At 63.9% G+C, this 17,551-nt stretch carries 19 protein-coding genes and 1 pseudogene; 12 read left to right on the forward strand and 8 right to left on the reverse strand.

The genetic code is table 11. From position 1 onward, the window contains the following. Window positions 1-2: 2 nt before the first annotated feature. A complete protein-coding gene (locus tag DW2_RS01805; RefSeq protein WP_156102847.1) occupies window positions 3-527 on the reverse strand; it encodes a hypothetical protein in 525 nt (174 codons plus the stop codon). A gap of 212 nt (window positions 528-739) precedes the next feature. Here DW2_RS01805 and DW2_RS01810 point away from each other — a divergent pair. From DW2_RS01810 to DW2_RS01820, 3 genes and pseudogenes are all read left to right on the forward strand, one after another. Continuing rightward, window positions 740-1,168, forward strand: a pseudogene (locus DW2_RS01810) (IS110 family RNA-guided transposase); the annotation flags it as partial. 82 nt (window positions 1,169-1,250) lie between these two features. Beyond that, the gene (locus tag DW2_RS01815; protein ID WP_038142960.1) at window positions 1,251-1,544 is read left to right on the forward strand and encodes an IS3 family transposase; all 294 of its coding nucleotides are present in this window, start codon (window positions 1,251-1,253) and stop codon (window positions 1,542-1,544) included. Between the two features lie 8 nt (window positions 1,545-1,552). Continuing rightward, the gene (locus DW2_RS01820; protein ID WP_038142962.1) at window positions 1,553-1,837 is read left to right on the forward strand and encodes a hypothetical protein; all 285 of its coding nucleotides are present in this window, start codon (window positions 1,553-1,555) and stop codon (window positions 1,835-1,837) included. An 83-nt stretch (window positions 1,838-1,920) separates the two neighbouring features. Here DW2_RS01820 and DW2_RS01825 read toward each other — a convergent pair whose 3' ends face one another. Further along, on the reverse strand, window positions 1,921-2,436 hold the full coding sequence (locus DW2_RS01825) for a tetratricopeptide repeat-containing protein (protein WP_337588231.1): 516 nt from the start codon (window positions 2,434-2,436) through the stop codon (window positions 1,921-1,923). A gap of 51 nt (window positions 2,437-2,487) precedes the next feature. Here DW2_RS01825 and DW2_RS01830 point away from each other — a divergent pair, with 51 nt between their 5' ends. From DW2_RS01830 to DW2_RS01835, 3 genes are all read left to right on the forward strand, one after another. Beyond that, window positions 2,488-3,420, forward strand: a complete 933-nt coding sequence (locus tag DW2_RS01830; RefSeq protein ID WP_038142964.1) for an IS5 family transposase — start codon at window positions 2,488-2,490, stop codon at window positions 3,418-3,420. Between the two features lie 789 nt (window positions 3,421-4,209). Continuing rightward, window positions 4,210-4,380 (forward strand): hypothetical protein, encoded by a 171-nt coding sequence (locus tag DW2_RS19635; protein ID WP_156102849.1) that lies wholly within the window; start codon window positions 4,210-4,212, stop codon window positions 4,378-4,380. Continuing rightward, window positions 4,377-5,999 (forward strand): recombinase family protein, encoded by a 1,623-nt coding sequence (locus tag DW2_RS01835; protein WP_038142966.1) that lies wholly within the window; start codon window positions 4,377-4,379, stop codon window positions 5,997-5,999. The genes DW2_RS19635 and DW2_RS01835 overlap by 4 nt, the downstream gene beginning before the upstream one ends. A 109-nt stretch (window positions 6,000-6,108) precedes the next feature. On the opposite strand, the gene DW2_RS01840 is transcribed toward DW2_RS01835, so the two are convergent. The 4 genes from DW2_RS01840 to DW2_RS01850 form a co-directional block, all read right to left on the reverse strand. Further along, window positions 6,109-7,584 carry a SulP family inorganic anion transporter gene (locus DW2_RS01840; protein ID WP_038142969.1) on the reverse strand — a complete coding sequence of 492 codons (1,476 nt, stop codon included), beginning with the start codon at window positions 7,582-7,584 and terminating at the stop codon, window positions 6,109-6,111. 136 nt (window positions 7,585-7,720) lie between these two features. Beyond that, window positions 7,721-8,383 (reverse strand): DUF1638 domain-containing protein, encoded by a 663-nt coding sequence (locus DW2_RS01845; protein ID WP_051855138.1) that lies wholly within the window; start codon window positions 8,381-8,383, stop codon window positions 7,721-7,723. Further along, complete coding sequence (locus DW2_RS20030) at window positions 8,380-8,538, reverse strand: hypothetical protein (protein ID WP_202900075.1); 159 nt, start codon at window positions 8,536-8,538, stop codon at window positions 8,380-8,382. The genes DW2_RS01845 and DW2_RS20030 overlap by 4 nt, the downstream gene beginning before the upstream one ends. A 102-nt stretch (window positions 8,539-8,640) precedes the next feature. Next, window positions 8,641-9,342 (reverse strand): corrinoid protein, encoded by a 702-nt coding sequence (locus tag DW2_RS01850; protein ID WP_038142971.1) that lies wholly within the window; start codon window positions 9,340-9,342, stop codon window positions 8,641-8,643. Window positions 9,343-9,499: 157 nt separating this feature from the next. Between DW2_RS01850 and DW2_RS01855 the strand changes: the two genes are divergently transcribed. After that, window positions 9,500-10,594: a PA0069 family radical SAM protein gene (locus tag DW2_RS01855; protein ID WP_038143445.1), complete on the forward strand. Its 1,095-nt coding sequence runs from the start codon at window positions 9,500-9,502 to the stop codon at window positions 10,592-10,594. A gap of 124 nt (window positions 10,595-10,718) precedes the next feature. Here the strand turns inward: DW2_RS01855 and bmt are convergent, their stop codons facing one another. Further along, complete coding sequence (bmt, locus tag DW2_RS01860) at window positions 10,719-11,729, reverse strand: betaine--homocysteine S-methyltransferase (protein ID WP_038143447.1); 1,011 nt, start codon at window positions 11,727-11,729, stop codon at window positions 10,719-10,721. Window positions 11,730-11,949: 220 nt separating this feature from the next. After that, a complete protein-coding gene (locus DW2_RS01865; RefSeq protein ID WP_038142974.1) occupies window positions 11,950-12,267 on the reverse strand; it encodes a DUF1476 domain-containing protein in 318 nt (105 codons plus the stop codon). A 264-nt stretch (window positions 12,268-12,531) separates the two neighbouring features. On the opposite strand from DW2_RS01865, the gene purC reads away from it, so the two are divergent. The 5 genes from purC (at window position 12,532) to DW2_RS01890 (ending at window position 17,507) form a co-directional block, all read left to right on the forward strand. Next, window positions 12,532-13,293 carry a phosphoribosylaminoimidazolesuccinocarboxamide synthase gene (purC, locus tag DW2_RS01870; RefSeq protein WP_038142977.1) on the forward strand — a complete coding sequence of 254 codons (762 nt, stop codon included), beginning with the start codon at window positions 12,532-12,534 and terminating at the stop codon, window positions 13,291-13,293. A 14-nt stretch (window positions 13,294-13,307) separates the two neighbouring features. Next, the gene (gene purS, locus DW2_RS01875; protein WP_038142985.1) at window positions 13,308-13,547 is read left to right on the forward strand and encodes a phosphoribosylformylglycinamidine synthase subunit PurS; all 240 of its coding nucleotides are present in this window, start codon (window positions 13,308-13,310) and stop codon (window positions 13,545-13,547) included. 96 nt (window positions 13,548-13,643) lie between these two features. Further along, window positions 13,644-14,312, forward strand: a complete 669-nt coding sequence (purQ, locus tag DW2_RS01880; protein WP_038143449.1) for a phosphoribosylformylglycinamidine synthase subunit PurQ — start codon at window positions 13,644-13,646, stop codon at window positions 14,310-14,312. Between the two features lie 69 nt (window positions 14,313-14,381). Further along, a complete protein-coding gene (locus DW2_RS01885; protein ID WP_420340824.1) occupies window positions 14,382-16,172 on the forward strand; it encodes a sensor histidine kinase in 1,791 nt (596 codons plus the stop codon). 3 nt (window positions 16,173-16,175) lie between these two features. Beyond that, window positions 16,176-17,507 carry a sigma-54-dependent transcriptional regulator gene (locus tag DW2_RS01890; protein WP_038142987.1) on the forward strand — a complete coding sequence of 444 codons (1,332 nt, stop codon included), beginning with the start codon at window positions 16,176-16,178 and terminating at the stop codon, window positions 17,505-17,507. The last annotated feature ends 44 nt before the right edge of the window (window positions 17,508-17,551 follow it).

The following is a 17,551-nucleotide window of genomic DNA, read 5'->3' on the forward strand; positions in this document are numbered from 1 at the left end:
AGTCAGCCTTCGCTGGCGTTGACCGATTGCCCGGGCGCAACGCTTGCGGCGCCTTCGCGGCCACGGGTGGCGCCAGTTTTCTCGATCCGCAGCGCGATTTCGTCGCGCACGACATCCGGGCAGTCAGGATGATTGGCGATCCGTTTGGCGTTGGCGAGCGTGGCGGTTTCGCTGAACAGGCGGAAAAACTCTTCCGCTTTGGGCGTATCCGCGAGTTGTGCCAAGACGCTCTCGAGGCTGGCGAAGAGCGCTTTGTTCGCGCGGTCGTGCTCCCGGTGCTGATCAAGAGCGATCTGCGCAGTGAGGTTTTCCGCGCGGGCTTTCATTTGCCGTTGGCGGTCGGTCATGCGGTTCCAGTCGATCACGGGATGCCGGTGTTTCTGTGCCATGTCGTCTAATCCTTTTCTGGCGGTTTCTGCGGCATCTGCCCCGCGTCTGTCACAGGGCTTCTTGGCCGCTGATGATGAGGTGGGTTCACCGCGCTGCGCGCGGAAATCGAATTCGCGAACTTTTTCACGTTTTCTCATCCGAGCCCCGACCGACGTCGTCGGACCGGGCGCGCGTCAAACGACGGCGAAGCGCATTCAGTGGCAATGACAGCGATCTGCGCGCTTGAACCAGGTTACGAAACATGGTCTCGTTGAGTAGCTCGTCGCGCATCCGGCCGTTGATGGGGAAGACGGCCCCGCTCCTGAGAAGGGGCCGTATACTGGTCCTACTTTGCAGAAGGAGCATCCCTATGAACCCAGCCACCGTGGGCCTTGATCTGGCCAAGAACGTATTTCACGTCCATGTCGCCGACGCGTCCGGCAGAACGCTCGAGAGCAAGCGGCTTACGCGTCGTGAGCTTATGCCTTACTTCGAGTCGTTGCCCTCTTGCCTGATCGGTATTGAGGCGTGTGCGACAGCCCACAACTGGGCCCGTCAGTTGCAGGGGCTCGGCCATGACGTGCGCCTCATTCCTCCAGGTTACGTCAAACCCTTCGTGCGCCGGGGGGCGAAGAATGACGCCACTGATGCGGCCGCCATTTGTGAAGCGGTTACCCGTCCCAACATGCGCTTTGTCCCGATCAAATCGCGCGAAGATCAGGCATTTCTGATGCTGCACAGAGCCCGAGGGCTTCTGGTCCGACAGAGAACGATGGCAGCTTGTGCATTCCGGGCGCATTTTGAGCTACCCCCTGAAATTCGGACACTGACATAAGCTACGATTTGCAGTCTGCTGATCTTCGACGAGAAGGAGATCAGAGATGTCGAAACGCAAGCAGCACGCGCCCGAGTTCAAGGCAAAGGTCGCGCTGGAAGCCCTGAAGGGTGAAGAGACAGCGGCCGAACTGGCGAGCCGGTTCGGGGTGCATCCGACGATGATCCATCAATGGAAGCGGGCCCTGCTCGAAGGCGCGTCCGGCGTGTTCGAGCGCGGGGGCCGCAGGAAGCCCGAGATCGACGAGGAGCAGGTGAAGGAGCTCCACGCCAAGATCGGGGAGCTGGCGGTGGCCAACTCTTTTTTGGAACGAAAGCTGAAGCCCTGGGGCGGGAAGTGAGGCGCGGCATGATCGAGCCTGACCACCCGGACCTGTCGATCGGCCAGCAGTGCAAGCTGCTGTCGATCGCGCGCTCGTCTTTCTACTACACCCCCAAGGGCGAGACCGAACAGAACCTCGGCCTGATGCGACGGATCGACGAGCAGTTCCTGGAGACCCCGTTCTTCGGCGTCCGGCAAATGACCTGGCATCCTAAGCCGTTCAACCGGAAAAGCACACGCGGAGCGACTGTCATGATTTCGGTGGAACGGCTATCGCTCGGGGCCAGCCAGAAGCCAAAATCCGCGACATGACAATCAGAATATTCTTCAAGTCGTTGCAAAGCAGCCCGGCGCATCTAAATTATAACGCTCTTCGAATAAATTAACTCAGGCGTCTATTCGTCGCGCCGCCTCTCTTTTTGCGCTGCACCAGTCGCTAGCGCATATTCTCGCCCCTGCTCAAAGGTGGCAATCTCCCAGAGCGCTGGATCAAGTGCACGAAAGAGCTCTTCGTGATGGGAGGCAGTATCGCTATCGCCGAGGGCGAAAAGGCAATTAGCCAGCGTGGCGTGGATCCATTTCATGTCACTTCGCTCAGCTGAGGCGGGATCACCTAGTATGCGCTCAAGATTGGCAACGATATTTTCGCGCGTCTTGCGTGCGCTCATCCGGTCGAATAGCGCTTCGTCTGGATCAGATTGCAGCGCTCCGCGCATATCGTAGCAGGTAGCCAAATTCTCACCGTTGTAATAGTCGCCTCGCACTTCAAACCCTCGACGGTAATGTCGGATTGCCATGTCCAATTGTCCGGGTTGGTTGGTCGCCAGCCACAGACGCTTATACATCGCCCCTGTAATTCCGCGTGTTTCTGGATCATTAGATTTCTCAGGATCAAGCGGGCTCTGTTGCACAAATCGCGTGAGGGATTCATCTTGTGAATCCAGCGTGGTAGCTGGGGGCGCATGAGCCGACCCAGCCCCCCCGCCTACAAGACCAGGAATTGGCCCGCCTATAACGAAGCTCTGAAGCGTCGTGGCTCGCTGACGATCTGGTTCGATCCCGAGATGACCTGGGAGGCCAGGCCAACAGGCAAACGTGGCCGACAGCCTGACTATAGTGACGCAGCCATACAGACCTGCCTGACGATGAAGGTGCTGTTTGGCATGGCGCTCAGGCAGACGACGGGCTTCGTTGAGAGCCTGCTGCGCCTGACCGGCCTGGACTGGACCGTGCCCAACTTCAGCACGCTGTCGCGGCGCCAGAAGTCCCTGAAGATCAATATTCCCTACCGTGGATCCGGCGGCCCGTTGCACCTGCTGATCGACAGCACCGGCATCAAGGTCGAGGGCGAAGGGGAGTGGAACGCCCGCAAGCATGGTGGCACCAAGCGCCGGGTCTGGCGCAAGATCCACATCGGAATTGACGAGCAAACGCTGGAAATACGCGCGGCCGAGTTCACCACCAGTGATGTCGGTGACGCGCCCATGCTGCCAGAGCTTCTGGACCAGATCCCGCCAGATCACGAGGTTGCAAGCGTCACCGCTGATGGTGCCTTTGACACCCGCAAGTGCCACGATGCCATCGCCGCCCGAGGTGCCGCCGCAGTCATACCGCCACGCAAAAATGCCAGGCCATGGAAGCCCGACACTCCCGGAGCAATCGCGCGCAACGAAGCCCTGCGCGCGTCACGTCGCTTCGGGCGAAACATCTGGCGACGATGGAGCGGCTATCACCGCCGGAGCCGCGTCGAAACGAAGATGCATTGTGTGAAGCTGCTGGGCCAACGCCTGACTGCCAGGGACTTCGACCGTCAGGTTGCCGAGTTTCAGATCCGTGTGGTCGTCCTGAACGGCTTCACCGCACTCGGCATACCCGTCACTGAAGCCGTGGGATGAGTCTGTCCGGGGGAAGGGGAACCTCGACCCTCAGCCGATTTGTGCAACAGAGCCCACGCAGCTCGTCTTCCATCTTGTAACGTGCCATAGGCCCAAATGCCTTCGTTTCCGGCACCGAAAAATTCGTGAAGTTGAAATAGGGGCGATTGTTGAGCAGGTTCACCATCGCATTGTAGCGATCGCTGTATGACCACGAATGGCTTATAAAGAGTCGAGTCGGCATCTAGTACCTTTCAAGCGGGGCATCGCAAATCATTGATATCACACTGCGAACTTAAGGGGAACACGTCAGTGGCGCTGGATTTGCGTATCTTTGTAGTTTAAGCGATTCGAGTGAGTGCAGCGCCTGCGGAAGACAGCGCGCTTCGTGAATTCAAAGAAAATTGCCCTGACGAGGGGATTTGAGCCCCAATGACTGCCCCTCACATGTTCTAGAGCACCAGTCGAAAGTTCGCTCCCTGTGCATCCGAAGCGAATTCTTACTTCCGAACCCCCTTTTTCCGCCCAAGCGGGGCGGAAAAAGGGGGGCAGAACACATCCATGTTTGAATGTCCGCTATTGCCCTAGCTACAGGATGTCCTCGCGCTTGCAGGTAACAAACGCTTTCCGCCCATTTCGAACGTGCGGCCGCCCCTTAGACGAACACGAGAGCCGGCTTGTCCGCAATGAACTCGAGCTTCATGCCGACCGCTTTGAAACGCGTTTTTCAGTTTTTCCGTAATCGCATTTCCGCGCTCTGAGCGATGAACGCAGCTTCCTGAGTAGGACCACGCTACGAAGGAGCTTACCATGCCATCCGTCCACGTCACCGCCGCCAACGATACGCTCGATGAAGCAACGATCGTGCCACCAGCCTGCAACGCGATCGCCCGACTTCTGGCGCGCGCAGTTGCCCGGGATCTTGCGAACGCGATCCCCGCCAACAGCCCCGCCGCGCCTCGAAAGGAAGAAGCACAATGACGAAACGCGTCGCCATCTATGCTCGCTACAGCTCCGGTCTCCAGAAACAAACGTCGATCGACGATCAGGTCGCCATGGCGGAGCGTTTTGCAGCCGAGCGCGGCTGGGTGGTGACACATCGTTTCACGGATTATGAGAAATCGGGCCGCAATACCCGCCGCGAAGGGCTGCAGGCGCTGTGCGCTGCGGTCAACGCGCGGCAGGTCGATGCGATCGTCATCGAAGCCGTCGACCGTCTGACTCGCAAGATCGCCGACGCGCTCAATCATTACGAGCTGTTCCAGTTTCAGCAAGCTGAACTCTATTCGGTCGCGGAGGGTCAGCAAGACTTCTTCAAGGTTCTGATCAACGCGCTCGGCGCGCAGCTTTATGCGCAAATGATCGGCGAACACACGCGACGTGGCATGGTGCAGGGGCTCACCAGGAAACGGCTTCACACGAGTGCTTATGGCTACCGCAAGCGTGACGGCGACGAAGGGCTCAACCGCGAGATCGACCCCGAGGAGGCGGAGATCGTCCGCCGCATCTTTAGCGAATTCGCCGACGGGCATTCGACCCAAGCGATCGTGAAGCGGCTAAATCACGATGGCATTCCGGCCCCGCGCGGCGGCACCTGGGACATAAGCACGATCCGAGGCAACCCGGCACGCTTCGAAGGCATGCTGCGCAATCGTCTCTACATTGGTATCGCGAGCGTCGCGAAGACGTCACGCCGCTACCATCCGGAAACCGGGAGCAAGGAAGTCTACGAAACCCCGAGCGCGGCCACGGAGATCGAGATCCCTGCGCTGCGGATCGTCGATCAAGATCTCTGGGATCGGGTGGAGGCCCAGCTTGCGACCCAAGCCGCGAAGGCCCGAAGAAAAGGCAACCCCGTCGGGGCCCGGCGCAGCAAGCATCTTCTGAGCGGTCTGCTGGTCTGCGGCAGCTGTGGCGCGACTTACATAAAAGTTGGTCGGACGCATTTCGGATGCCGTGAGGCTCGCAAGGGGGCGTGCAACAACAAGACGACCATTCACCGTGACCGGATCGAGGCGCGCGTCTTCGCGAAGCTTCGGGGCACCTTTCTGACGCCGGAATTGGCCGCGAGCTTCGATGCCGCGCTCAAGGCGGAGTACAAGGCGCTCGCGAGCACCAAAGGCGCAGATACCGCAACTCGGCTCGAGCGTCGTCTTAAGAAAGCGCGCACGAGCCGCCAGCGGATCTTCGATGCAATTGAGCAAGGCGCGCCATACAGCGCTTACAAGGCGCGCGCGGAAGACCTCGAACGCGAGATCGCAGGTCTTGAAGCCGAGCTGGATCAGCATCAAGAGACCCGCTCGGTCCTGCCGCAACTTCCGACTGACAGTGCTGCGCTCTTTGCGCGCGCTGTGCAGGAACTCGAGACACTGCTCGCCGACCCCGAGCTTGTTCACCAGGCCAATGAGCATCTTCGAGAACTCATAAGGCGGGTCGAGTTGAGACCCGACCCAGACGCACCCGATGCGCTTGCCGCCGAGATCACCACTGATCTCGGCGCTTTGCTTTCCGCAGGGGGTGTTACGCCGAGTATCGTCGATATTTTCAGTGCTACGAGGCAACTATCGGTCAGGCAGGGGGCGCTGCCCCCTCTTTCCTGACGGAAATTCACCCCCGGGATATTTGGGTCAAGAGGAAGACTTCTTCCTTCACCTGGACCGACTGCTCCGGGGGAGCGGCACGGTTGCGGGGACGGCGCCCCCGCAGCCTTCAGTGGCCGTGGGCGACCCGGCCGCCATTCGAGAGCTGGCCGATGATGGTCCGGCTTGCCTCGTTCATGCCGATGACCTCGACTTCCGTGCCGGTCATCCGGAATTTGCCCATCGCGCGGTCGAGCGCCGCGACCGAGGAGATGTCCCAGATATGGGCATGGGTGAGATCGATCACCACGCGGTCGAGCCCTTCCTGGAAGTCGAAGGCGCGGTTGAACTCCTCGACCGTGGCGAAGAAGATCTGGCCGCGGATATGGTAGGTGCGCTGCGATTTCTCGGCATCGAGCTCGGAGCTGATCGAGGTCATCCGGGCGATCTTGCCGGCGAAGAAGATCCCCGAGAGCAGCACGCCCGCGACGACGCCGATCGCGAGATTGTGGGTCGCGACCACGAATCCCACGGTCGAGAGCATCACGATGCTCGAGGAGAGCGGCATGGAACGCAGCTGGCCCAGCGAGGCCCAGTTGAAGGTGCCGATCGACACCATGATCATGATCGCCACCAGCGCGGGCATCGGGATCTGGCCGACCCAGTCGCCCAGCACCACGCAGAAGATCAGAAGCGCGACGCCGGCGATCAGGGTGGAGAGCCGCGTGCGTCCGCCCGAGGTCACGTTGATCACCGACTGGCCGATCATCGCGCAGCCCGCCATGCCGCCGAGGAAGCCGGTGCAGAAATTCGCGATCCCCTGGCCGAAGCATTCCTGCCGACGGTCGGAATGGGTGTCGGTGAGTTCGTCGACGATGTTCTGCGTCATCAGGCTCTCGAGCAGGCCTACCGCCGCCACCGCGATCGAATAGGGCAGGATGATCTGCAGTGTCTCGAGATTGAAGGGCACGGCGGGGATCAGCAGCGAGGGCAGCTGATCGGGAAGCGCGCCCATGTCGGCCACCGTGTGCACGTCATTGAGACCCAGTCCCAGCGTGATCGCCGAGAGCACGAGGATCGCGATCAGCGGCGAGGGAATGGCGCGGAAGACACGCGGCAGCAGGTAGATGATCGCGAGGCCACCGGCGACGAGCGCATAGGTGACGGGGGGCACGCGCGCCGGGTCGAGCTCGGGCCATTGCGCGAGGAAGATCAGGATGGCGAGGGCGTTCACGAAGCCGGTCATCACCGATTTCGACACGAAGCGCATGACATTGCCGAGATTGAGCGCCCCGGCGACCATCTGCAGAAGGCCCGCGAGGATCGTCGCCGCGAGCAGGTAGTCGAGACCGTGCTCGCGCACCAGGGTGCCCATCAGCACCGCGGTCGCCGCGGTCGCGGCCGAGATCATTGCCGGCCGGCCGCCGAAGAAGGCGGTGATGGTCGCGATCGAGAAGGAAGCGTAGAGGCCGACTTTCGGGTCGACGCCCGCGATGATGGAAAAGGCGATCGCCTCGGGGATCAGCGCGAGGGCCACGACGAGTCCCGAGAGGAAATCGGCGCGCAGGTTGCCAGTCCACTGGCTGCGCCATTGCGTCAGGGTCATGCGTCACTCCAGTAAAAGCAAAGGCCCGCGACCGGGGAGGGGGCGGGCCGGGAGGGTCTGGTTTGCTCTGCATGTATCGCCGCAGCGCGGCAATGCCAAGCGTTCGCTGCATGTTTTAAGAAAAATTCAAACCGGCTTAAGCGGATTTGCCCGATTTCGCGGCGAAACCGGACAGGCTGGTCGCCAGATCGCCATAGCCGGTGAAGCGCCGCTCATAGGCCAGCCCCAGCCGCTCGGCCGCGTCACGGGCCTTCGCGTCGAGCTCGGGATCTTCGGTCTGCGCCTGGTAGATCAGCCGGTCGTAATTGCCGAACATCATCCCGATCAGCTCGGGATGACGGTCGAAACCCATCGGGCGCCAGACGAAGGCGTCGAACTGGCGCACGAGGAAATCGGTGAGGTAGAAGGCGGTGATCTCGGTTTCGGCCTTCTCGGCGAAGGCGGCATTGCCCTCGAAGAAGGCATAGCAATGCGGGCCCTCGATCATCTGGACGCCGAGCTCCGCGCAGGTCGCCTGAAGCTGCCCGCCCGTGCCGCAATCGGCATAGACGACGAAGATGTCGTCATATTTTCCGCGATAGGCCGCGACCGCCTCGGCCACCGCGCCGCTGATCTTCTCGGGATGGAGGTGGAGTTTCGCCGGCAGGCAGGTGAGATCGATATGATCCCAGCCATTGAGCCGCTTGAGATCGAGGATCTCGCGCGCGAGGGCCCCGCAGGCGATGAGCAGGAGCCGTCCCGTGCCTTCGGGAGCCAGTCCGGATCGTGTGAAATCTGCGTCGCCGGGCAGGGCGGTCATTCCACCCGCGCCATCAGCCGCATCACCCCCGCCGCGATCAGCACCATCAGCGCGAGCATCGCGACCGGCACGCCCGAGACGGCGAAGGCCCAGAGCGTCAGGCCCGCCAGGACGATCACGAACAGGATCAGCAACAGAAAATGTGGCAGCGGCATTTCGCGTTTCCCCCTTAGTGTTAAGTATGGGGCGCAAGGGCGGGTATGAAAAGGCCCCGACAAAAAAATCGGGGCCTTCGGGATCGCTTGGAGGAATTCCGCTTACGCGCCGACCTGGTTGTGCTTGCGCTTGATGAAATCCTTGGCGGTTTCCACCGCGACGGCGGCGTCGCGGCAATAGGCGTCGGCCCCGATCGCGCGGCCGAATTCCTCGTTCAGAGGCGCGCCGCCCACCAGCACGATATAGTCGTTGCGGATGCCCTGCTCCTTCATCGTGTCGATCACGACCTTCATGTAGGGCATGGTCGTGGTCAGCAGCGCGGACATACCGATGATGTCGGCCTCTTCGCGCGCGGCCGCCTCGAGATAGCTCTCGACCGGGTTGTTGATCCCGAGATCGACGATCTCGAAACCGGCGCCTTCCATCATCATCGCCACGAGGTTCTTGCCGATGTCGTGGATGTCGCCTTTCACGGTGCCGATCACCATCTTGCCCATGCGCGGCGCGCCGGTCTCGACGAGAAGCGGCTTGAGGATCGACATGCCGCCCTTCATCGCGTTGGCGGCCAGAAGCACCTCGGGCACGAACAGGATCCCGTCGCGGAAATCGTTGCCCACGATGGTCATGCCCGCGACCAGCGCCTTGGTGAGGATGTCATAGGGCGTCCAGCCGCGATCGAGCAGGATCCGCGTGGCTTCCTCGATCTCTTCCTTCAGACCGTCATAGAGGTCATCCATCATCTGCGCGGTGAGCTCGTCGTCGTCGAGTTCGGAGAGGATGATATCGTCGTCGTCTTCGGCCATGTGTCTGGTCTCCTGATAGCCGTCCTGAGCCTGTGGTGGGGCGCGTGCCCCGTCAAGTCTTGGCGAATTGCGACATGCGCGGTCTTTTGTCCGACCTCACATGTGGTTGCGCGAGGGGATCTTGGCAAATGTTCTCAATTCGTTCTATTCTTTGCCCATGAGTCTGCCACTCGATCTTCCGCCCCCGAGCCCGTCCGAGCGCCTGCGCGCGCGCGGCGCCGCCTCGCGTCCCGCGGGGCGGTTCGAACCCTATGCCCGCGCGCCCGAGCACGATGGCTGGGACATCCCCGAGGAGGAGCGTCTGGTGCGCACCGAGGTCAGCCTCGAGCGCCCGCGCTCGGTCATCACCCGCAATAGCTCGCCCGATGTGCCCTTCGATCGCTCGCTCAACCCCTATCGCGGCTGCGAGCATGGCTGCATCTACTGTTTCGCCCGGCCCAGCCACGGCTATCTCGGCCTCTCGGCGGGGCTCGATTTCGAGACCCGCCTGATCGCGCGGCCCGAGGCCCCGCGGGTGCTCGAGGAGGAGCTGCGCCGCAAGGGCTACCGGGTGAATCCGCTCGCGATCGGCACCAATACCGATCCCTACCAGCCACTCGAGCGCCGCATGGAGATCATGCGCGGCGTGCTCGAGGTGCTCCGGGCCTACCGCCATCCGGTCACGATTGTCACGCGGGGCGCCGCGGTGCTGCGCGATCTCGACCTGCTCGCGCCGATGGCGGAGGCTGGACTGGCGCAGGTCGGGATCTCGGTCACCACGCTCGATGCCGGTCTCGCCCGCGCGATGGAGCCGCGTGCGCCGAGCCCGCCGACCCGTATCCGGATGATCCGGGAATTGTCGCGCGCCGGCGTGCCGGTGCGGGTGATGGCCGCGCCGATGATCCCGGGCCTCACCGATCACGAACTCGAGGCGATCCTGACCGAGGCGCGCCGGGCGGGCGCCCGCGCCGCCTCGATGATGCCGGTGCGACTGCCGCACGAGGTGGCGCCGCTCTTCGCCGACTGGATCGAGCGTCACCATCCGGGCAAGGCGGCGAAGGTGCTCGGCCGGATCCGCGACATGCGCGGCGGGCGGCTGAACGATCCGCGCTTCGCGCATCGCATGAAGGGCGAGGGCGAGATGGCGGAGCTCCTGCAGCAGCGCTTCGCGCTCAGCTGCAAGCGGCTCGGTCTTGCTCATACGCTGCCCGAACTCGACTGCGCGCAATTCCGCGTCCCGCCCCGGCCGGGCGATCAGCTCGAACTGTTCTGAGCTCGTCTGCAGCGCGCGCATATTCCATCCGCCGGGAAACCCCGACCCTTTCTTCCTCTTGGTTCAAATATCCCGGGGGGAGGCCGTCAGGCCGGGGGGCAGAGCCCCAAGCCGGGCCCCGGCCTCAGCCGCGGCGACGTCCGCGCCGCTCGCGCTTGGCGCCGCCTTCGCCGAGCCCGTCATCTTCCGACGAGAACCCGCCCAGCTTGGCCGAGATATCCTCGAGCGTCGGACGCTCGCCCCGCGGACGGGTCTCGAGCGCCTCGCGCATCGCGACGAGGTGCTCGGCCATCGTGCCGCAGCAGCCGCCGATGATCGTCGCGCCGCAATCGCGCGCCATCACCGCATATTCCGCCATCAGCTCGGGCGTGCCGTCGTAGTGGATGTGACCATCGACATATTTCGGGATGCCGGCATTGCCCTTGGCGATGATCGGCCGCTCGGTGCCGGTGGCGGCGAAGCCGAGCACCGTGCGCAGCAGGTCCGATGCGCCGACGCCGCAATTGGCGCCGAAGGCCAGCGGCGGATGGGGCAGTTTCTCGACCATGGTGACCATCGCCTGCGAGGTCAGGCCCATCATCGTGCGCCCGGCGGTGTCGAAGCTCATCGTGCCGCACCAGGGCATGCCGGCCAGGTGACAGGCTTCGGCGGCGGCCTTGTATTCCTCCGGCGCGGAGATCGTCTCGACCCAGAGCACATCCGCGCCGCCTTCCTTCAGGCCCTCGGCCTGTTCGTGGAACATCTCGACGGCGAGCTCGTGGGTGAGCGTGCCCATCGGGGCGAAGATCTCGCCGGTGGGGCCCATCGACCCGGCCACGATCACCGGGCGGTCGCGCTTGTCGGCGACCTCGCGGCCGATCTCGGCGGCGAGGCGGTTGAGTTCGCGCACCCGGTTCTGCGCGTTGTGCAGCTTGAGCCGCGAGGCGTTGCCGCCGAAGGAATTGGTCAGGAACAGGTCCGACCCCGCATCGACGGCGAGCGAATAGAGCTTGGCGATCTTCGCCGGCTCGTCGGCATTCCACAGCTCCGGCGCGTCGCCCGAGGCAAGGCCCATGTTGAACAGGTTGGTACCCGTCGCCCCGTCGGCCATCAGCCAGTCGCGGGTTTCCAGAAGGCGGCTCAGCGCGTCAGTCATCTCGACCTCGTCATGCATGTCGTGCCGCGCGAATGAGCGGCTTTGGGCTCTCCTGTGCCATGATGGGGCGGAATTGGCAAATTCCTTTCCTTCATGAACATCTTGAGCCCGGTTTGGCCCCGCTCCGGCCGAAAGTGCGGCGCGGGTGTCGCTCGGGCGAATTGAAAAGGGGCCGGACGCGCGCGTCCGACCCCTGAAATCCCGCCGGAGGGCGTGCGTCTCAGCTCTCTTCCTCGAGCACCTGACGGCGCGCCTCGGTCATGCATTCGGCCATCTTCGCGCGGATCGTCTCCGCATCGGCTTTCTCGCCGAGATCGGCCGAGAGCTTGCGGAAGACGTCCTCGTGGCCGGCCTCCTCGAAATCCGCCGTCACGACCTCGCGGATATAGGCCTCGGCCTCCGGGCCGGCCTTGCCGAGAAGCCCCGCGGCCCACTGGCCAAGCATCTTGTTGCAGCGCGCGTCCGCCTTGAACTGCAGCTCCGCGTCATGGGCGAACTTGTTTTCGTAGGCGTGCTCGCGATCGTCGAAGGTGGTCATCGCCTTCGTCCCTCCCGGTAAAGTCTCCGTTACCTCCGATATGCACACCCGAAGGGCGGGCCGCAAGGGGAAAGGGCGCCCCGCGCGCCGCTTTGACGCGGGCGTGTCCGCCCGTGATCCCGCTTGCGCTTTGCCTTGCGGCAAGGGCGGGCTTGGCCTATAGGGCGGTCAATACCCTTACGCGGATGCGCGCAGGGGCGGCGGCTGTTGCGAAACGCGCGCCGTGCCCCGAGGTCATCCGCCCCGAGCGAGAACGGAGACGCAATGGCACCCCGGCGCAAGAAGATCTACGAAGGCAAGGCGAAGATCCTGTATGAAGGCCCCGAGCCCGGCACCCTTGTGCAGTATTTCAAGGACGACGCCACCGCCTTCAACGCACAGAAGAAAGCGACGATCGAGGGCAAGGGCGTGCTCAACAACCGCCTGTCCGAATATTTCATGACCGGGCTGACCAATATCGGCGTGCCGACCCACTTCATCAAGCGGCTCAACATGCGCGAGCAGCTGATCCGTCAGGTCGAGATCGTCCCGCTCGAGGTGATCGTACGCAATTTCGCCGCCGGCTCCATCGCCAAGCGCCTCGGCCTCGAGGAAGGTTCGCCGCTGCCGCGCCCGATCGTCGAATACAGCTACAAGAACGACGATCTCGGCGATCCGCTCGTGCCCGAGGAATACATCATCGCCTTCGGCTGGGCGAACCAGCAGGACCTTGATGACATCGTGGCGCTCGCGCTGCGGGTGAACGACTTCCTCACCGGCGTGTTCTACGGCGTCGGTATCAAGCTGATCGACTTCAAGATCGAGATCGGCCGGGTCTGGGACGGCGATTTCATGCGCCTGATCGTGGCCGACGAGATCAGCCCCGACAGCTGCCGCCTGTGGGACATGAAGACCGGACAGAAGCTCGACAAGGACGTGTTCCGGCGCGACCTGGGCAATCTGACCGACGCCTATACCGAAGTGGCCAAGCGTCTGGGCGTGCTGCCCACGAACACGCAGCCCATCAAGCCGACCCTGATCAACTGAAAGGAGCCCACCCGATGAAAGCCCGCGTTCATGTGATGCTGAAGGATGGGGTGCTCGACCCGCAGGGCGAGGCGGTGCGTCACGCGCTCGGCCATATGGGCTTCGGCGGTGTCGAGGCCGTGCGTCAGGGCAAGGTGATCGAGCTCGACCTGAGCGCGACCGACAAGGCCGCGGCGGAGGCCGAGGTCAAGCAGATGTGCGAGAAGCTGCTCGCCAATACCGTGATCGAGAAATACACGATCGAGATCGCCTGAGACCGGGGCCGGGGCAGGGGGCGCCGCCCCCACGTGGCCTGGCGCCGCTCACCCCCGGGATATTTCGACAAGACCGAAGACAAGGAGTTTTCGCGCATGAAAGCCGCCGTCATCACCTTCCCCGGATCGAATTGCGACCGTGACCTGAGCGTGGCCTTCGCGCAAGCCGGGGCCGAGGTCGTCAAGGTCTGGCACAAGGAGACCGAGATCCCCGCGGGCGTCGACATCATCGGCGTTCCGGGCGGGTTCTCCTATGGCGATTACCTGCGCTGCGGCGCGATCGCCTCGCGCTCGCCGATCGGGCAGGCGGTGGCCGATTTCGCGGCGCGCGGCGGGTATGTGATCGGCATCTGCAACGGTTTCCAGGTGCTGACCGAGATGCAGCTTCTGCCGGGCGCGCTGATGCGAAATGCGGGGCTGAAATTCGTCTCCAAGCCGCTCGCGCTGCGTGTCGCGACGACCGAGAGCGCCTTCACCTCGGGCTACGAGCCGGGGCAGGAGATCGTGATCCCGGTGGCCCATCACGACGGCAATTACCAGATCGACGCCGAGGGGCTGGCAAGGCTCGAGGGCGAGGACCGCGTGGCCTTCCGCTATGTCGAGAACCCGAACGGATCGGTTGACGATATCGCGGGCGTGCTGTCGGAAAATCGCCGGGTGCTGGGCATGATGCCCCATCCCGAGCGCGCGATCGAAAATGCGCAAGGTGGCGCCGACGGGGCGGCGCTTTTCCGCGCGTTGACACAGGTGCTCGAGACCGCCTGAGCGGGCGCGCTTGTTGCGCATCGGGCTCTGGCTTAAGCTTCGACCATGACGCAAGCGCCGCCAAGCTCCATGATCCTGCCGGACGTCGCCGCCGAGAGCGAGGCGGGGCCGAGCGTGCTCGGCCGGTCGGAGCGGGCGCGCTGGCTGCTGCGCGGCGTGGTCGCCGTCATCCTGATTACCGCCGGCGCGGTGATGTGGATGACCAATCAATGGCTTACCCAGCGTTTCACCGAGACCACCCGGGTCCGGACCGAACTGCGCCTGGCGCTCTATACCGGCAACATCATCTCGGAATTGCAGCGCACCTCGGTGGTGCCGTTGCTGCTGGCGCGCGATCCGCAACTCACCCAGGCTCTCGACAGCAATGACTATTCGACCGCTTCGGCCACGCTGATCAGCGCTCGCGAGGAGGTCGCGGTGGCCTCGATCCGGCTTCTCGACATGCAGGGCCGGGTGGTGGCCTCGACCAACCGCACCCAGATCGGGATGAGCTTTCCCAGCACCTCCTTCTTCGTCGATGCGACGCGCTCGCGCGGGACGATCTTCTCGGTCAATCGCAACGACGCGGGCGGAACCGAGTTCGACTATTCGCGCGCTGTGATCAAGGACAACCGCCCCGTCGGCGTGATCGTGGTCGAGGCGGATCTGTCGAAATTCGAGCGCGCCTGGGTCGGGATATCGGACGCGCTCGCGGTGGTCGACAGTTCGGGCAAGATCATCCTGACCACCGAGCCGCGCTGGCGCGGGGTGACGATGGAAGAGGCGCTCGCGGCGCGTTCCGCCCCATCGGCGATCGAGCGCGCGCTCCAGGCGACGGCGGATTGGGCCAACGAGGCGCCTGACGCCTATCTGCGCGGCCGCGCCGTGATGCGCACCGAGGCCCGCATCCCGTTCCGCGGCTGGAAGATGATCGCCTTCACCAGCTACGATTCCGTCCGCGAGCGGGTGAATGCCGTGCTCGCGCTCGAGATCATGGGCTTCGCGATCCTGCTCGCCTTCGTCTTCTATGCGCTGTCGCGCCGGGCCCGGCGCCAGAGCCAGGCGCTGCGCGTCGAATCCGCCGAGCTGCGCGCGCTCAACGCCCGCCTGAGCCGCGAGATCGCCGAGCGCGAGAAGGCGCAGCAGGATCTGGCCGTGGCCGAGCAGACGCTTGCACAAAGCTCGAAACTGGCCGCCCTCGGCGAGATGTCGGCGGCGGTGAGCCACGAACTCAACCAGCCCCTCGCCGCGATGAAGACCTATCTGGCGGGGGCGAAGCTGCTGTTGCAGCGCGCCCGCGTCGACGAGGCGCTCTCCTCCTTCCAGCGCATCGACGATCTGATCGGCCGGATGGGGGCGATCACGCGTCAGCTCAAGAGCTATGCGCGCAAGGGCGGCGATGCCTTCGAGCCGGTCGATCTGCGCGCGGCGCTCTCCGAGGCGCTCTCGATGATGGAGCCGCAGCTCAAGACCCGCAAGGTGCATATCATCCGCACCATGCCGCGCGGCGCGGTGATGGTGATGGCCGACCGGATCCGGCTCGAACAGGTCATCATCAACCTTCTGCGCAACGCGCTCGACGCGACCAAGGCGGTCGAGGAGCCGCAGGTCGAGCTGCTGCTGACCGCGGGGGAGACCGCCGTGCTGAGCGTGCGCGACAACGGTCCCGGGATCTCGGATCTCGACAAGCTGTTCGAACCCTTCTGGACGACAAAGAAGCCCGGGGAGGGAACCGGATTGGGTCTGGCGATTTCCTCCTCCATAATAACCGACTTCGGCGGTCGCATGACCGCCCATAATGCCGAGAGCGGGGGGGCGGTCTTCGAAGTGCAGCTGCCCCTGCTGTCAGACAAGAACAGGTCCATCAAGGCCGCGGAGTGAAATATGACAAGAATGATGAAGGTGGCGATCGTCGATGACGAGGAAGACATGCGGCAGTCGGTCAGTCAGTGGCTGGCGCTGTCGGGCTTCGATACCGAGACCTTCCCCTGCGCCGAAGATGCGCTCAAGGAAATCGGACCGGACTGGCCCGGCGTCGTGATCACCGATATCCGGATGCCCGGAATGGACGGGATGGCCTTCCTCAAGCGGCTGATGGGGATCGATAGCGGTCTTCCGGTGATCATGATCACCGGCCATGGCGATGTGCCGATGGCGGTCGAGGCGATGCGCCTGGGCGCGATGGATTTCATGGAAAAGCCCTTCAGCCCGGACCGGATGACCGAGCTTGCCAAGCGCGCCACCCAGGCGCGGCGCACCACGCTCGACAACCGGGCGCTGCGCCGCGACCTGGCCGAGGGCGAGAAGGTGATGGGCAAGCTGATCGGCACCTCCGAGCCGATGGAGCGGCTGCGCGAGGATATCCTCGATCTCTCCCAGGCCGACGGCCATGTGCTGATCGACGGCGAGACCGGCACCGGCAAGACCCTGGTGGCCCATGCGCTCCATGCGACGGGCCCGCGTGCGGGCAAGAAATTCGTCGTGGTGAGCTGCGCCGCCTTCACCGAGGAAGTGCTCGCCGCCAAGCTTTTCGGACCGGTCGAGGAGGGCGGCCTTCCCTATGTCGAGGAGGCGCGCGGCGGCACGCTCTGCCTCGAGGATATCGAGGCGCTCTCGCAGCCGATGCAGGCGCGGCTCCTGCAATTCATCAACGATCAGGGCACGCCGGCGGAGACCCGGATCGTCGCGATCTGCAACACCCATGGCGAGGGCAAGACCGTCGAGGACGCGCTGCGCCCCGATCTCTATTACCGGCTCGCCGCGCTCAAGATCACCCTGCCGCCGCTGCGCGCGCGCGGCGAGGACATCCTGACGCTCTTCAACCGGATGTCCGAGCAGTTCGCCGACGAATATGGCTGCGAGGTGCCCGAGGTGACCGCGCAGGAGGCCGCGCAGCTCCTGCAGGCCCCCTGGCCGGGCAATGTGCGCCAGCTCATCAACGTGGCCGAACGCGCGGTGCTGCAATCGCGCCGCGGCTCGGGCTCGATCGCCTCGCTCCTGATGGCCGATGACGAGGATACCGGGCCCGCGGCGATCACCACCGAGGGCAAGCCGCTCAAGGAATATGTCGAGAGCTTCGAGAAGATGCTGATCGACAACACGATGCGGCGCCACAAGGGCTCGATCGCGGCGGTGATGGAAGAGCTCTGCCTGCCGCGCCGGACGCTGAACGAGAAAATGGCCAAATACGGGCTGCAGCGCGCGGATTACCTCTGAGGGAAAGGGGCGTCGCCCCTCTTCGCTGGCGCGAATTCACCCCA

This window comes from Thioclava atlantica, assembly GCF_000737065.1.
In the GTDB taxonomy this organism is placed as follows: Bacteria; Pseudomonadota; Alphaproteobacteria; order Rhodobacterales; family Rhodobacteraceae; genus Thioclava; species Thioclava atlantica.

Coding starts and splice junctions, on each gene's coding strand:
- DW2_RS01890 (WP_038142987.1), top strand. CDS start 16,176: ATGACAAGAATGATGAAGGTGGCGATCGTCGATGACGAGGAAGACATG.
- DW2_RS01885 (WP_420340824.1), top strand. CDS start 14,382: ATGATCCTGCCGGACGTCGCCGCCGAGAGCGAGGCGGGGCCGAGCGTG.
- DW2_RS01835 (WP_038142966.1), top strand. CDS start 4,377: ATGACGAAACGCGTCGCCATCTATGCTCGCTACAGCTCCGGTCTCCAG.
- DW2_RS01815 (WP_038142960.1), top strand. CDS start 1,251: ATGTCGAAACGCAAGCAGCACGCGCCCGAGTTCAAGGCAAAGGTCGCG.
- purQ (WP_038143449.1), top strand. CDS start 13,644: ATGAAAGCCGCCGTCATCACCTTCCCCGGATCGAATTGCGACCGTGAC.
- purC (WP_038142977.1), top strand. CDS start 12,532: ATGGCACCCCGGCGCAAGAAGATCTACGAAGGCAAGGCGAAGATCCTG.
- DW2_RS01830 (WP_038142964.1), top strand. CDS start 2,488: ATGAGCCGACCCAGCCCCCCCGCCTACAAGACCAGGAATTGGCCCGCC.
- DW2_RS20030 (WP_202900075.1), bottom strand. CDS start 8,538: ATGCCGCTGCCACATTTTCTGTTGCTGATCCTGTTCGTGATCGTCCTG.
- DW2_RS01855 (WP_038143445.1), top strand. CDS start 9,500: ATGAGTCTGCCACTCGATCTTCCGCCCCCGAGCCCGTCCGAGCGCCTG.
- bmt (WP_038143447.1), bottom strand. CDS start 11,729: ATGACTGACGCGCTGAGCCGCCTTCTGGAAACCCGCGACTGGCTGATG.
- DW2_RS01850 (WP_038142971.1), bottom strand. CDS start 9,342: ATGGCCGAAGACGACGACGATATCATCCTCTCCGAACTCGACGACGAC.
- DW2_RS01845 (WP_051855138.1), bottom strand. CDS start 8,383: ATGACCGCCCTGCCCGGCGACGCAGATTTCACACGATCCGGACTGGCT.
- DW2_RS19635 (WP_156102849.1), top strand. CDS start 4,210: ATGCCATCCGTCCACGTCACCGCCGCCAACGATACGCTCGATGAAGCA.
- DW2_RS01865 (WP_038142974.1), bottom strand. CDS start 12,267: ATGACCACCTTCGACGATCGCGAGCACGCCTACGAAAACAAGTTCGCC.
- DW2_RS01805 (WP_156102847.1), bottom strand. CDS start 527: ATGAGAAAACGTGAAAAAGTTCGCGAATTCGATTTCCGCGCGCAGCGC.
- purS (WP_038142985.1), top strand. CDS start 13,308: ATGAAAGCCCGCGTTCATGTGATGCTGAAGGATGGGGTGCTCGACCCG.
- DW2_RS01820 (WP_038142962.1), top strand. CDS start 1,553: ATGATCGAGCCTGACCACCCGGACCTGTCGATCGGCCAGCAGTGCAAG.
- DW2_RS01840 (WP_038142969.1), bottom strand. CDS start 7,584: ATGACCCTGACGCAATGGCGCAGCCAGTGGACTGGCAACCTGCGCGCC.